General features: G+C 76.0%; 13 protein-coding genes. 9 read left to right on the forward strand and 4 right to left on the reverse strand.

The window, feature by feature from the left end; genetic code table 11:
• Positions 1-50 precede the first annotated feature (50 nt).
• Positions 51-308 carry a hypothetical protein gene (locus OG556_RS15245; RefSeq protein WP_371517509.1) on the forward strand — a complete coding sequence of 86 codons (258 nt, stop codon included), beginning with the start codon at positions 51-53 and terminating at the stop codon, positions 306-308.
• A 4-nt stretch (positions 309-312) separates the two neighbouring features.
• On the opposite strand, the gene OG556_RS15250 is transcribed toward OG556_RS15245, so the two are convergent.
• Positions 313-3,609, reverse strand: coding sequence for a sacsin N-terminal ATP-binding-like domain-containing protein (locus tag OG556_RS15250; RefSeq protein WP_371517510.1), 3,297 nt, complete (start codon positions 3,607-3,609; stop codon positions 313-315).
• 174 nt (positions 3,610-3,783) lie between these two features.
• The gene (locus tag OG556_RS15255) at positions 3,784-4,665 is read right to left on the reverse strand and encodes a DUF3027 domain-containing protein (RefSeq protein ID WP_363585068.1); all 882 of its coding nucleotides are present in this window, start codon (positions 4,663-4,665) and stop codon (positions 3,784-3,786) included.
• Positions 4,666-5,247: 582 nt separating this feature from the next.
• Here OG556_RS15255 and OG556_RS15260 point away from each other — a divergent pair.
• From OG556_RS15260 to OG556_RS15275, 4 genes are all read left to right on the forward strand, one after another.
• On the forward strand, positions 5,248-6,591 hold the full coding sequence (locus tag OG556_RS15260; RefSeq protein WP_371522713.1) for an MFS transporter: 1,344 nt from the start codon (positions 5,248-5,250) through the stop codon (positions 6,589-6,591).
• Positions 6,592-6,663: 72 nt separating this feature from the next.
• Positions 6,664-7,194: a hypothetical protein gene (locus tag OG556_RS15265; RefSeq protein ID WP_371517511.1), complete on the forward strand. Its 531-nt coding sequence runs from the start codon at positions 6,664-6,666 to the stop codon at positions 7,192-7,194.
• Between the two features lie 10 nt (positions 7,195-7,204).
• Complete coding sequence (locus OG556_RS15270; RefSeq protein WP_371517512.1) at positions 7,205-7,969, forward strand: futalosine hydrolase; 765 nt, start codon at positions 7,205-7,207, stop codon at positions 7,967-7,969.
• Positions 7,962-8,813 carry a 1,4-dihydroxy-6-naphthoate synthase gene (locus OG556_RS15275; RefSeq protein WP_371517513.1) on the forward strand — a complete coding sequence of 284 codons (852 nt, stop codon included), beginning with the start codon at positions 7,962-7,964 and terminating at the stop codon, positions 8,811-8,813. The genes OG556_RS15270 and OG556_RS15275 overlap by 8 nt, the downstream gene beginning before the upstream one ends.
• A 10-nt stretch (positions 8,814-8,823) precedes the next feature.
• On the opposite strand, the gene OG556_RS15280 is transcribed toward OG556_RS15275, so the two are convergent.
• Positions 8,824-9,207 carry a cold-shock protein gene (locus OG556_RS15280; RefSeq protein ID WP_063348207.1) on the reverse strand — a complete coding sequence of 128 codons (384 nt, stop codon included), beginning with the start codon at positions 9,205-9,207 and terminating at the stop codon, positions 8,824-8,826.
• Positions 9,208-9,681: 474 nt separating this feature from the next.
• Here OG556_RS15280 and OG556_RS15285 point away from each other — a divergent pair, with 474 nt between their 5' ends.
• A complete protein-coding gene (locus tag OG556_RS15285) occupies positions 9,682-9,924 on the forward strand; it encodes a hypothetical protein (RefSeq protein WP_371517514.1) in 243 nt (80 codons plus the stop codon).
• 22 nt (positions 9,925-9,946) lie between these two features.
• On the opposite strand, the gene OG556_RS15290 is transcribed toward OG556_RS15285, so the two are convergent.
• Positions 9,947-10,573, reverse strand: coding sequence for an HAD family hydrolase (locus OG556_RS15290; protein WP_371517515.1), 627 nt, complete (start codon positions 10,571-10,573; stop codon positions 9,947-9,949).
• A gap of 100 nt (positions 10,574-10,673) precedes the next feature.
• Here OG556_RS15290 and OG556_RS15295 point away from each other — a divergent pair, with 100 nt between their 5' ends.
• From OG556_RS15295 to OG556_RS15305, 3 genes are read left to right on the forward strand one after another with little or no spacing between them, the layout of a single operon-like run.
• A complete protein-coding gene (locus OG556_RS15295) occupies positions 10,674-11,705 on the forward strand; it encodes an iron ABC transporter permease (protein WP_350877476.1) in 1,032 nt (343 codons plus the stop codon).
• Positions 11,702-12,778 carry a FecCD family ABC transporter permease gene (locus OG556_RS15300; protein ID WP_371517516.1) on the forward strand — a complete coding sequence of 359 codons (1,077 nt, stop codon included), beginning with the start codon at positions 11,702-11,704 and terminating at the stop codon, positions 12,776-12,778. Before OG556_RS15295 ends, OG556_RS15300 begins: the two co-directional genes overlap by 4 nt.
• Positions 12,778-13,584 carry an ABC transporter ATP-binding protein gene (locus OG556_RS15305; protein ID WP_371517517.1) on the forward strand — a complete coding sequence of 269 codons (807 nt, stop codon included), beginning with the start codon at positions 12,778-12,780 and terminating at the stop codon, positions 13,582-13,584. The genes OG556_RS15300 and OG556_RS15305 overlap by 1 nt, the downstream gene beginning before the upstream one ends.
• Positions 13,585-13,615 lie beyond the last annotated feature (31 nt).

Raw genomic sequence — 13,615 nt, forward strand, 5'->3', positions numbered from 1 at the left:
GGTCCGCCCTCCCGACCTGCATGATGGCCACCACGAACGGGGGTGCCGACATGGCCCACACGGGTGGGGAGACCGAGCGCGAGACCGGGCAGGTGGAGGCGTTCGCCGCCTTCCTGGCCGGCCTGCTGGCCGCCGGACTGACGGTCCTGGCCCTGGTGGGCGGCCGCTGGCTGACGAACGCCGGCGAGGTGACCGCCCCGGCGCTGCCGTGGGTGCCGACGGCCGTGAAGGCCCTGGTGGCGGCCGTCTGGCTGACCACCACCACCGTCGTCTACCTGCGGTTCAAGCGCCGAGGGCGGGCCCGCTGAGCGCTCAGCCCTCGAAGTCCCGCGCCGCGGACAGCTCGTACGCCCGGTCCGGATCGGTGAGCGCGGCCAGCACCTCGAACCGCCGGTGCCACTGCCCGACCGACCAGGCGAGCCCAGCCGCCAGGCCCTCCGGGGTGGCCGCGTGCAGCAGCCCGGGCACCGGCGGGAGCTCGAACTCGTCGTCCTCGTCGGCGGCCTCGGCCGCGTCCGGGTCGTAGGGCGCCTCCGGGGCGTCCGCCTCGACGTCCCAACGCCAGTCCACGGCGGCGTCGTTGCCGTCCGGGCCGACCACTAGCAGCTCCTCGTGCTCCTCGTAGGCGACGGGGCAGCCGGGCAGCAGCTCCCGCACCACGGCGGGGACCCGGTGCAGCACGCCCTCGGACAGCACCCGCCCGCCCGCCACCTCGCTGGCGAGCGAGACGTGCAGCCGCTCGGCGAGGTCGGCGGCGAGCGCCGGGGCGACCGGCACCAGCGGGTACGGGTGCAGGAGCTGGACGAGGTCGGGCGCGTCGGCGACGACCGCCCTGGAGGCGTCGACGATCACCGTGTGGGCCGGCCGGCGGCCGGTGTCCGGGTCGAGCGGCGGCAGCGCCCGCACCACGTCGACCGGTTCGATCCGCTCGATCTCGACCCGCGCCAAGGCGCTGTGCAAACCGTGCAGTTGGCGGTGGCCGACATCGGAGGCCTGATCGGTGAGCCGGTCCAGCACCTCGTCCGGGCCGTGCGGTTCGGCGAGCAGCGCGGCCAGCGTGGTGCGCACCCCGAGCGCGTGCAGGAACTGCTCGTCCAGGGTCGTCCGGGCCTCGTCGTAGAGGCCGCGCAGCAGCGGGTCGGCACCGGCCGCGCGCAGCCCGGCGGGCTCCCGGCCGTCCAGCACCGGGTGGTCGCGCAGCCACCAGGCGGTGTACGGCGGCAGGTCGGTGTAGGAGCCGTCCGGCAGCAGGGTGCGGACGGGGTTGACGACGGCGTCCCGGTACGGCGGGCGGGAGAGCGCGGCGAGCGCCTCGGGCCAGGCGTCGTCGTCGACCAGGTCGAGGTCGCGGACGGCCAGCAGTTCGGCGGCCACCGGCGGGACGCCCGCGACGTCGTCGGCCTGCAGGGCTTCGAGGGCGTCCTCGGCCCAGTCGGCGAGGCCGTCGGGCGCCTCGTCGAGCAGCCCGGTGGGGTGGCCGCCGGCCGCGCGGTCGGCGGGCGCGGTGGGGTCGAGCCGTTCCAGGTCGTCCGGGTCGAGCACCACGTCCTCGGCGCGGACGAGGACGAAGTCGGCGAGCACGCCGACGGCGGTGAGCACCTCCGGGCCCCAGCGCTCCAGCAGCTCGTCGTCCACCCAGCCGGCGTCCTCCTCCCGGGCGAGGGCCGCGAACGGGCTTCCGGGCAGGACGAGTTCACCGGCGCGGGCGGGCTCGCCCTCGTCGTCGAGCAGGGCCAGCCGGGCCAGCCAGGGGTGCTCGCCGGCGACCGGGCCGGCGACCTTGACCAGCGCCAGGACGGCGTCGGCCAGTTCGAGCGCGGCCTCGACGTCGTCCTCGGCCACCTGGTAGGAGCGGGCGACGGCGGCCCGCACCTCGGGGGTGTCGAGCACCCCGGCCGGGGTGGCGGTGCCGGCGCCGAGCTTGGCGAGCAGCGGGTGGGCGGCCTCGGGGTGGGCAAGCCGCAGGTCGAGGGCGGCGAGCGCGTCGGCCAGCGACTCGGGGTAGCCGGGGAAGGCCGCCCAGTCGGCGTCCTCGGAGGGCAGCAGGACGCGCCGGGGCCCGGTGATGGTCCGGCCGTCGGCGAGCGGGACGGGCAGCGCGCCGAGCGCCTCCGGGTCGGCGGCGCCCAGCGCCGCGTACAGGTTGCGCCACCAGGCGGGCTCGCGGTCCAGGCCGCCGAGCTGGTCGACCACGTCGGCCAGCGGCACCCGGCGCACGTTCAGCACCCGCAGCTCGGTGCGGCGCTCCAGCCCGGCCGGCAGCAGTCCGGGGAAGATCGGCGCCAGCGCCTCGACCACCGAGCCGTCCGCGCCCTCCAGCAGGGTGGCGTCCCGGGGGCGCAGCGCGGGCGTGCCCGCCTCGACCGGCGCCGGGTGCGGCAGGAACGGCGTGCCGGGCAGCCGGGACAGGACGGCCGCGCGGAGCGCGTTGTCGAGCGCGCCCTGGCCGAGCGGCCCGGGGACGAGGCCGAGCGAGCCGAGGTCGGCGCCGCGGGCGCGCAGCAGGTCGGCGTAGCTGTCGGCGGCGCGCTCGGTGAGGAAGTCGGCGAGCGCGCCGGGGGCGACGTGCCGGCGGGTGGAGTCCAGCGGGTAGGAGGCGATGAGCAGCGCGGGCAGGCCGATCGGCTCGTCGCTGGGCGTGGGCGCGTGCAGCACCGGCGCGATGCCGGGCGCCTGCGGGGTGCCGTCGGCGGCGACCGGGACGGCCCAGGTGACCGTCCAGTACGGGCGGGCGCGCTCCTCGGTGGGGCGGTCGGCGAGCAGCTCGGCGGCCAGGGTGCCGGTGGCGCCGGCGGTCTGCCAGCGGGTCCGCCGCGGCCGGCCGTCCGCGTCGTCGGTCACGGTGACCTCGGTGACGCCGTCCGGGCGGGGCTCGTCGGCGGCCCGGGTGAGCGTCCGGGTGCCCTCCGGGGTCTCCACCACGACCTCGGCGAGGCCGGGCAGGGTGAGCAGCAGCGCGTCGTCGATGCCGGCGAGCAGACGGCGGGTCAGGTCCTCGGCGGCGGCGTCCCGCAGCGGCAGCACGACCACCGTGTCGTAGCCGTCGGGGGCCGGGCCCTCGGCGGCGAACGGCAGCCGCAGCAGCGGCACGTGGCCGTCCCGGCGGCGCAGTTCCTCGGCCAGCGCGGGCTGCGCCTGGGCCAGCGAGCGGGCCTCGCCGAGCGACCAGCGCACCCCGCCGGCGGCACCGAGCACGGCGGGCTCGTCGGTGACGGCGAGCACGGCGGCGAAGCCGACGCCGAACCGGCCGACGGCGGGCGTCTCACCGCGCTTGGAGGAGGCGCGCAGGGTGGACAGCGACTCGACGGCGGCCGCGTCCAGCGGGGCTCCGGTGTTGGCTGCGGCGAGCACACCGTCGGCGAGGGTGAGCCGCAGCCGGCCGGGCCCGTGCCCGGCCCGGACCGCGGCGTCGGCCGCGTTCTGCGCCAACTCGACGACCAGGCGGTCGCGGTAGCCGCCGAGCGCGAGTTCCTCCTCGGCGTTGGCGTCCTCCCGGAACCGGGCCGGCGAGGCGGCCCAGGCGTCCAGCACCCGCCGGCGCAGCGCGGCGCTCCCGAAGGGGTCCGCGAGGTGCTCGTCCGTGCCGCTGCCGATGATCCGAGGTTCCACTGGACCTGCCGCCTTCCGCCGCCCTGTACTTCGTACGGGGGGCATTCTCCCCCGCCCCGGCCGCTGCTCCGGACCGCGCCCCCGCCGCCGGGCGCCCGCGGGGCCCCCACCCGCACGAACGCCGCGGCCCGCCCCACCGGTTCGGTGGAGCGGGCCGCGAGCGACGACAGCCGGTCAGGAGTGCCCGAGCTCCTCCGCCGGGGCGTCCGGCTCGACCGAGCCGGAGGTGCGGTCCGGGTGCAGCTGCATCGGCTCGACCACCAGCTCGTCCAGGATCAGCTCGGACGGCGCCGGCGGGGCCGGGATGACGGCCGCCTCGGAGTGCCCGCCGCAGCCGTACGCGAAGGAGACGATCTGCCCGTCCGCCGGCCCGAACTCGTTGCCGCACACGCCGAAGGCCTGTCCGAGCGAGCCGCCGATCGGGATCAGGAAGCCGCAGCTGCCGCACGCGGCGGGCGCGGCCTGCGCCATCGGCGTCTGCGCGCCGTGCGCCTTCTCCCAGCGGTCGGCGGCCAGGTGCAGGCCGAGCCGGGAGAGCACCCGGCTGCGGCCCATGCCGAGCTCCTCGGCGACGGCGTTGATCCGGGCCCGGGCCGGGGCGGGCTGGATGCCCGGGTCGGTGACGACCACGTCCTCCTCGGCCGCGAGGGCGACCGCGGAGTTCGGGGCGGGCTCGTCCTCGCCGCTCCAGCCGGGCTCCAGGCGCGCGTCGTCGGCGCCGGTGGGCAGCAGGTCGCCCGGCCCCATGTCGCCCGGGCGCAGCCGCTCGCTCCACGGCACCCACTGGGGGGCGAGGACGGCGTCGGCGCCGGGCAGCAGGACGACCTCGTCGAGGGTGACGTTCTTGGCGCGCGGCGCGCGGGCGACGGTGACCGCCCAGTGCCAGCCACGGTAGGCGGCGTCCAGGCACTCGAAGGTGTGGGTGACGACGCGGTCGGCGTCCGCCTGGGCGCCGAGATGTGGTCCGACGGTCTCCGGGCCGACGGCCTCCTCGGCCGCCTTCCGGGCGAGTTCGACGGCCTCGGCACAGAGCCGATCGGGGGTACGGCTTCGCATCGCAGCACTCACGGCGTCGATTCTCTCCCAGTTCTTCTGTCGCCCACGGCGTGTTGCCTGTTCCGTCGCGGCTCGATAGTCCCTTGTCCATTCTGCGCGACCAGGGGCCGCCGCGGATACCGGCCGCGCCGCTCGTCCGGGCCTGCCGGCGCCCCGGCGCTCGGCGCGCGGCCCTTGGGCAGGCTACCCGCCGGTCGGCGCCCCGGCACAGTCCGGGGCGGTGGCGGCCGTTCCGGGGCCGCGCCGAGGGGGGTGGATTCCCGCGTCACTGCGGCGATTCTGGGGCAGGATGGGCATGTGGCGGACGAGGACCCGTCGCAGCACGCACTGCACGCCTCGCAGGCCGACAGCCCCGACCAGGCGGACGCCGTGCCGCGACAGCAGTCTCCGGCCCCCGCTGCGGGCGAACCGCAGCCGGGGGGCGATTTCGAGTCGCCCACCGCCCCCGTGAGCCTCGTCAAGACCGGCGCCGCGATCGCCACCCTGACCGGCACCGGCGCCGACCCGACCGTCCACGCCCGGCAGCTCGCCGCCCTGGACGGGGACCCTGGCGAAGAGGACTCCGAGCCGAGCCGCAACCTCCTGGTCCGGACCGCCTCCGCGGCCGGCGCCCGCACCGGCCGGGTGGTGCACGGCACCGGCCGCCGGATCCGCAAGGCCACCTCCGCGGAGGGCGCGGGCGAATCCGGCCTGGCGAAGCTGATCGAACTGCACGCGCTGAACTCCTTCGGCGACATGCTGATCACCGTCGCGCTGGCCTCGACCATCTTCTTCTCCGTGCCCACCGGCGAGGCCCGCGGCCGGGTGTCGCTGTACCTGCTGATCACGATGGCCCCGTTCGCGCTGCTGGCCCCGGTGATCGGCCCGCTGCTGGACCGGCTGCCGCACGGCCGCCGGGCGGCGATGGCGATGTCGATGCTGGCCCGGGCGGTGCTGGCCTGGACGATGGCCGGGGTGATCACCGGCGGCGGCCTGGCGCTGTACCCGGAGGCGCTGGGCGTGCTGGTGGCGTCCAAGGCGTACGGGGTGGTGCGCAGCGTGGTGGTGCCGCGGCTGCTGCCGAGCCGGCTGTCGCTGGTGAAGGCGAACTCCCGGGTCACCCTGGCCGGGCTGCTGGCCACCGGGGTGGCGGCCGGGGTGGGCGGTCTGCTGCACCTGATCGGGCCGGGCTGGCCGCTGCGCGGCGCGTTCCTGGTCTTCGTGATCGGCACCCTGATGGCCTTCCACCTGCCGCACGCGGTGGACTCCGCCAAGGGCGAGCAGCGCGCCCTCCTGCACGCCGAGGTGCACGGCGGGCGGGCGCCGGAGGACGCCAGGGCCCCGAAGGCCTCGCTGCGCACCGTCGGCCCGTCGGTGATCCTGGCGCTGCGGGCGATGTCGGCGCTGCGCTGGCTGGTCGGCTTCCTGGTGATGTTCCTGGCGTTCCTGCTGCGCGACGAGCCGATCGGGGGCCTGCGGCCGACGCTGGCGCTGGGCCTGGTGGCGCTGGCGGCGGGGACGGGCAACGCGCTGGGTTCGGTGCTGGGCTCCTGGCTGCGCACCCGGGGCCCGGAGGCGACGGTCACCGCGATGCTGCTGCTGGCGACCGGCGCGACGGCGGCGGCCGCGCTCTGGTACGGCGTGGTGACGGTGGTCCTGGTCGCCGGCGTGGCCGGGGTGGCGGCCTCGCTGGGCAAGCTGTCGCTGGACGCGCTGATCCAGCGGGACGTCCCGGAGGCGGTGCGGACCTCGGCGTTCGCGCGCTCGGAGACGCTGCTCCAGCTGTCCTGGGTGGCCGGCGGCGCGGCCGGCATCCTGCTGCCGCTGAACGGCGTGCTGGGTCTGTCGGTGGCCGCCGGGGTGGTGGGCCTGATGCTGCTGTGGACGGTCCGCACGCTGTTCCGGGTGGGCCTGCGGCGGCGCCCGACGGCGCCCAGGGTGGCCTGAACCGGCCACGGGCAACACGCGGTGGCCGACCCCCGCGTAGCGTGATCGACGAAGCCCGGTAGATTCTGACGCATGAGCCTCAATACCCGTGCCATCGCCGCCCTCGGCGCCGTCGTCGTGGTCGGTGCTGCCACGGTCGGCACGTCCGTCGCCATCGCGAGCGGCCAGACCGAGCACAGCTCCCACCGCGCGACCCTCCAGGTCGGCAACTCCTCGATCGTCGCGGACCCGCTGTGCTTCAACGGCGGCAGCCCGATCACGGAGGACCTGCAGCAGGAGTGCCAGCAGAAGGCCACCCAGGCCCTCGCGGAGGGCACCCTCCCGACCTCCGACGTCGCGGTGAGCGACCGGGTCGGCGTCGGCGTCTCCCCGAACGTGGCGGACACGGGCTGGTGGGCCTTCACCAACGGCGGCTCGCAGGGCCAGGGCGGGCGCTTCAGCCTGTTCTCCTACGCCAAGGGCCCGACCTTCTCCGGCTCCCAGCCGGCGAGCCAGGTGCTGAACGCCTCCGGCAAGACCCTGGTCACCGTGGTCGAGGGCGACAAGAACTCGGACAACCCGATCGCCGTCTGGTACTTCCAGCTGAACACCCAGGACAGCTGACGCTCCCGCGATGACCGCACACGCCGTCGCGGACGAGCGCGACGAGCAGCCGGGCCCCGACCGGGCCCGGCTGCTCGTCGTCGTCGCGGTGCCCGCCGAGGCCGAGGCCGTCCTGCGCGGCCTGCCCGGCCCGGCCACCGCGCTGCCACTGCCCGGCGGTGCGCTGCACCGGGCCGCGGACGCCCCGGTGGACGTCCTGGCGGGCGGGGTCGGCCCGGCCGCCGCCGCGGCCGCCGCCTCCGCCGCGCTGGGGGCTCAGGCGTCCTCGGGGGGCCGCTACGGCCTGGTCGTCTCGGCCGGGATCGCCGGCGGGTTCGCCCCGCACGCCCCGGTCGGCACCACCGTGCTGGCCGACGCGATCGTCACCGCCGACCTCGGCGCCGAGACCCCCGAGGGCTTCGTCGACGTCACCGAACTGGGCTTCGGCACCGTCCGGCACACCCCTCCCCCGGCCGCCGTCGCGCTGGCCGCCCGGGCCTTGGGCGCCGCCACCGGCCCGGTGCTGACCGTCTCCACCGTCACCGGCAGCGCCGAGCGGGCCGCCGCGCTGGCCGCCCGCCACCCGGGCGCCCTGGCCGAGGCGATGGAGGGCTTCGGCGTGGCCGAGGCCGCCACCCGGTACGGCGTGCCGGTGCTCGAACTGCGGACCGTCTCCAACCCGGTCGGCCCGCGCGACCGGGCCGCCTGGCGGATCGGCGAGGCGCTGGCCGCCCTGGAGCGGGCCTTCGCCGCACTGCCCGTCCACGAACTGATCGAGGAGGCCGGCCGTGGCTGAACGGCTGAGCATCGCGTACTCGCCCTGCCCGAACGACACCTTCGTCTTCCACGCCTGGGCGCACGGCCTGGTGCCCGGAGCGGACGCCCCCGAGGTGACCTTCGCGGACATCGACATCACCAACGGCCTGGCCGAGCGCGGCGAGCTGGACGTCCTGAAGATCAGCTACGGCGCGCTGCCCTGGGTCCTGGACGAGTACACCCTGCTGCCCTGCGGCGGCGCGCTCGGGCGCGGCTGCGGCCCGCTGGTGCTCACCCGGCCGGGCACGGACGCCCCCGCGGACCTCACCGGGAAGACGGTGGCGGTGCCGTCCGAGCGCTCCACCGCCTACCTGCTGTTCCGGCTCTGGGCCGCGAAGGCGGTGCCGGGCGGCTTCGGCGAGATCGTCGTCCTGCCGTTCCACGAGATCATGCCCGCCGTCCGGGACGGCCGGGTGGACGCCGGCCTGGTGATCCACGAGGCCCGGTTCACGTACCGGCAGTACGGCCTGCACAGCCTGGCCGACATGGGCGAGGCCTGGGAGCAGGAGACCGGCCTGCCGATCCCGCTCGGCGCGATCGTCGCCCGGCGCTCGCTCGGCGCCGAACGGCTGCGCGCGCTCGCCGACGCCGTCCGCGCCTCCGTCCGGCAGGCCTGGGCGGACCCGAGCGCCAGCCGGGAGTACGTGCTGGCGCACGCCCAGGAGATGGACCCGGCCGTCGCCGACCAGCACATCGCCCTGTACGTGAACGAGTTCACCGCGGAGCTCGGCGAGGACGGCTACGCGGCCGTCCGCGCCCTGCTCACCCGGGCCGCCGCGGAGGGGCTGGTGCCCCCGCTCGACCCGGGTGCGCTGGCGTTCTGATCCCCCTCGGTCAGACGTCGAACTGGTCGGCCACCGCGCGCAGCAGGCCGGCCAGCTTCTGGCCGGTCGCCTTGGCCGGGTAGCGCCCGTGCTGGAGGCCCGGCAGCACCGCGTCCAGCGTGGTGATCAGGTCCTGGACGATCGGCGCCATGTCGTCGGCGCTCTTGCGCTGCGCGGCGGCCACCGACGGCAGTGCGTCCAGCAGCTGCACGGCCATCGCCTGGTCGCCGCGGTGGCCGGCGACCACGCCGAACTCGACCCGCTGGCCCGGCTTCAGCACGGTGACACCGGCGGGCAGCGCCTTGGTGTGGACGAAGACGTCGCCGCCGTCGTCGCGCGACAGGAAGCCGAAGCCCTTCGTCTCGTTGAACCACTTGACCTGGCCGGTGGGCATCTCGACAGTCCTCGAATGGGTGTGAGGGATCCCGGCCCTGGCCGGGGATCACTGGGTGGTGGGGAAGGCAGCCGACCTCGGCTCGGCGCCCGCGGGCGCTCACGGTCAGCACGCTGTCAGGAGCAGACTAACGGTCCGTCACTGCCTCATCCGCGTTCCGCGAAAGATCCGCGTTCCAAGGCCCGTTGGGGGCGGTACGGGCGCGGCGTTCTCGCGATCACGGGCGACCCGGTACTGGCACGGCCGGGGCGCGGCTCAGCACGGTCCATCGGCTCACACCCCCCGGGTCTGAGGAAACGGGGCGCACCTGTCGCACCCCTCGGCACCCCCTGCATACCCCCGCCCAGCAGGGATCAAAACGTTCAGCTTCCGAGAAACTGCGCAACGTGACCGGACCGCTCCGGTGGCGGGGGCCGGCGGCCGCTCTGCCAGACTGGACGGACCGGCCCGACCAGCCCCGAGGAGCGAGCAGACGTGAGCAGCCAGAGCGCCGACCCCGGCGACGTGTACGTCAAGGCCGGAACGATCGTCTTCGGTCTGGGCGCGCTCGCCACCCTGGTCACCTTCGTCCCGCTGTTCCTGCACCTGACGCCGCTGCCGACGGCCGCGTACTGGCTGAGCATGCTGATGCCGGCGGGCTTCCTGGCCGCGCTGGCCGGGCTGTTCCTGAACGCGCGGGCCCAGCGCCGCCGGGTGGAGTCCGCGGGCGCCTCCTGAGCCCTGGCCCCGGGGCCGGGACTCAGCCGGCCAGGTGGGCGTCGAGCCAGGCCGGGAAGCCGGTGAGGTCCGCCAGCACCACGTCCGCCCCGGCCGCGCGCAGCTCGTCCGCGCTGTACGGGCCGGTGGCCACGCACACCGCGACGGCGTCAGCGCTCCGGGCGCCCCGGATGTCGCCGAGGTGGTCGCCGACGTAGACGCTCGCGCCGTGCTCGCGCAGCGCCTCGCCCTTGGTCTCCGCCCAGAGGTCGCCGACCAGCGCGTCCGCGTGCAGCCCGGCGTGCTCCAGGTGCAGGCGGGCGTTCGGCTCGTACTTGCCGGTGATCACCGCGACCCGGCCGCCGTGGTCGCGGACCGCCTCGACGGCGGCGTGCGCGCCGGGGAGGGCGACGGTCGGGGCGAAGGCGAGGTCGCGGTAGAGCTCGCGGTAGCGGGCGGCGGCGTGCTCCACCTCGTCCTCCGGGAACCAGTTGCGGATCTCGTCCAGCAGCGGCGGGCCGAGCCGGGTGACCACCAGGTCGGCGTCGATACGGGCGCCGGTCTCGGCCGCGAGCGCCAGGTAGGTGGCGTGGATACCCGGCCGGGTGTCCAGCAGCGTCATGTCGAGGTCGAAGCCGACGGTGAGCGGGGCGGTGCGGGTCTCGGGCATGCTGCCAGGCTATCCAACGGGCGGTTCGGGGGGACGAGGCAATTTGCCCCGGCTTCCGACGGGAACTTAGGTTTACCTGAGTTGTCTGCGGAGAGGGCCCATGACCGACACCACCGCGCCGCCCGGCGCGCGACGGACAGCGCGCCACCGAATACTGTGGCTCGCCGCCGCGCTGGCCGTCCTGGCCGCCGCGGTGCTGCTGAGCCTGGCGGTCGGCAGCCGCACCATCCCCTTCGGCGACACCCTCGACGCCCTGCTGCACGGCGGCGACACGGCCAACGCCGTCGTCGTCCGCGAGCTGCGGGTGCCGCGCACCGTCGTCGGACTGGCCGTCGGCGCGGCGCTCGGCCTCGCCGGGGCCGTCATGCAGGGCCTCACCCGCAACCCGATCGCCGACCCCGGCATCCTCGGCGTCTCCCAGGGCGCGGCGGCCGGCGTGGTCCTCGCCATCTCCGGCTTCGGCGTCTCCACCCTCACCGGCTACGTCTGGTTCGGCTTCGCGGGCGCCGTGATCGCCACCGTGCTCGTGTACGGCCTGGCCGGGCGCGGCCGGGGCGGGGCCACGCCGATCAAGCTGGCGCTGGCCGGCTCGGCGATGTCCGCGTTCATCGCCTCGCTCAACACCATGGTGCTGACGACCGACGCGGCCACCATGGACCAGTTCCGCTTCTGGCACGTCGGCTCGCTCTCCGGGCGGACCTCGGACGTGGCCTGGCAGCTGCTGCCGTTCCTCGCCGTCGGCACGGTGCTGGTGGTCGCGGTGGCCCGCGGCCTGGACGCGCTCGCGCTCGGCGAGGACACCGCCAAGGGCCTCGGCGCCAAGACCGGCCTGGTCCGGGCGGTCGGCGCGCTCGGCGCGACGGTGCTGACCGGCTCGGCCGTCGCGGCCGCCGGGCCGATCGCCTTCGTCGGCCTCGCCGTCCCGCACGCGGCGCGGGCCGTCGCCGGCGCGGACCACCGCTGGGTGCTCGCCTTCTCGGCCGTCCTCGGCCCGGCCCTGCTGCTGCTCGCCGACACCCTGGGGCGGGTCCTCTTCCCGCCGTCGGAGGTCCCGGCGGGCGTGATGACGGCGCTCGTCGGCGTCCCGGTCCTGGTCGCGCTGGTGCGCCGCCGGAAGGTGGTCGCGTCATGAGCGCGCAGGGCGGGCGAACCGTCGGGCGCGGCGCCGTCTCCCCGCGCGGGTACGCCGTGCTGCGGGCCGGGCGGGCGTCCGTGCTGCTGCACCGCCGGTCGGCGGTGGTGGCGCTGGGCCTGCTGGTCGCGCTGGCCGGGACGGTCGTCGCCTCGCTCTGCCTGGGCGAGTCGGCCGTGTCCCCGGTCGAGGTGGTGAAGGTGGTGCTCGGGCAGCCGAGCCCGCACGAGCTGGTGGTCGGCGAGTTCCGGCTGCCCCGGGTGGTCGTGGGCCTGCTGGTCGGCACGGCGCTGGGGCTGGCCGGGGCGCTGATCCAGACCGTCGCCCGCAATCCGCTGGCCAGCCCCGACGTGGTGGGCGTGACCTGGGGCGCGACCGCCACCGTCGTCGGGCTGATGGCGTACGGCGTGGTCGGCTCGACCGGCCAGGCCCCGTACGCGGCGGTCGCGGGCGGGCTGGTGGCCGGGCTGCTGGTGTACGCGCTGGCCTGGCGGCGCGGCCTGCACGCGCAGCGCTTCGTGCTGATCGGGATCGGGATCAGCGTGGCCCTGTCCTCGCTGACCTCCGTGTTCCTGACCAAGGGCGACGGCTTCCAGGCGCAGGCCGCGAAGGTCTGGATGACGGGCAGCCTGAACGGCGCCGGCTACGACCAGGCCGACTGGCTGGCCTGGGTGCTGCTCGCCGCCGTGCCCGTCGTCCTGTGGGCGGCGCGGGCGCAGCGCTCGATCTCCTTCGACGACGCGACGGCCGTCGGCCTGGGCCTGCGGCTGGACCGGATCCGCCTCGGCATGGCGCTGCTGGGCATCGTGCTGGCCTCGTGCGCGGCGGGCGCCGCCGGGCCGGTGGACTTCGTGGCGCTGATGGCCCCGCAGATCGCGCTGCGGCTGGTCCGGTCCGCGCAGGTCCCGCTGTTCTGCTCGGCGCTGACGGGCGCGCTGGTGGTCGTGCTGGCCGATCTGATCGCCCGGCGGCTGATGGCGCCGACCGAGCTGCCGGTGGGCGTGGTGACCGGCATGGTCGGCGCGCCGTACTTGATGTGGCTGCTGATTCGTTCCCGTCGTGGAGGTTCCTGATGTCCGCTCACCGTCTGGAGGCCCGGGGCCTCACCCTGGCCTACGAGGCGCGCACGGTCGTCGAGGGCCTGGACGTCGGCATCCCGGACGGGCGGGTGACGGTGATCGTCGGCCCGAACGCCTGCGGCAAGTCGACGCTGCTGCGGGCCCTGGGGCGCCTGCTGAAGCCGGTCCGGGGCGCGGTGCTGCTGGACGGCGAGGAGCTGGCGCGGATCCCGACGAAGCGGATCGCCCAGCGGCTGGGCCTGCTGCCGCAGTCGCCGACGGCGCCGGAGGGCATCTCGGTGGCGGACCTGGTCTCGCGGGGCCGCCAGCCGCACCAGAGCTGGTGGCAGCAGTGGTCGCCGGAGGACGAGGCGGCGGTGACGGAGGCGCTGGAGCGGACGTCCACGGCGGAGCTGGCCGAGCGCAGCATGGACGAGCTGTCCGGCGGCCAGCGGCAGCGGGCGTGGATCGCGATGGCGCTGGCGCAGGGCACGGACATCCTGTTGCTGGACGAGCCGACCACCTACCTGGACATCGCGCACCAGGTGGAGGTGCTGGACCTGGTCCGCCGGCTGAACGTCGAGCGCGGCCGGACGGTGGTGGCGGTGCTGCACGACCTCAACCAGGCGGCCCGGTACGCGGACCACCTGGTGGCGATGCGGGACGGCCGGGTGGTGGCGCAGGGCCCGCCGACCGAGGTGGTGACGGCCGAGCTGGTGCGGGAGGTGTTCGGGCTGGAGTCGGTGGTGGTACCGGACCCGGTGACGGGCACGCCGTTGGTCGTTCCGGGGGCCCCGTGGGCGGCGGCCGTGGACGCCTGACGAAAATTCCACACCAAACCGGACATAATCG

Origin of the sequence: Kitasatospora sp. NBC_01300, from assembly GCF_041435235.1 — a bacterium.
Classification (GTDB): domain Bacteria; phylum Actinomycetota; class Actinomycetes; order Streptomycetales; family Streptomycetaceae; genus Kitasatospora.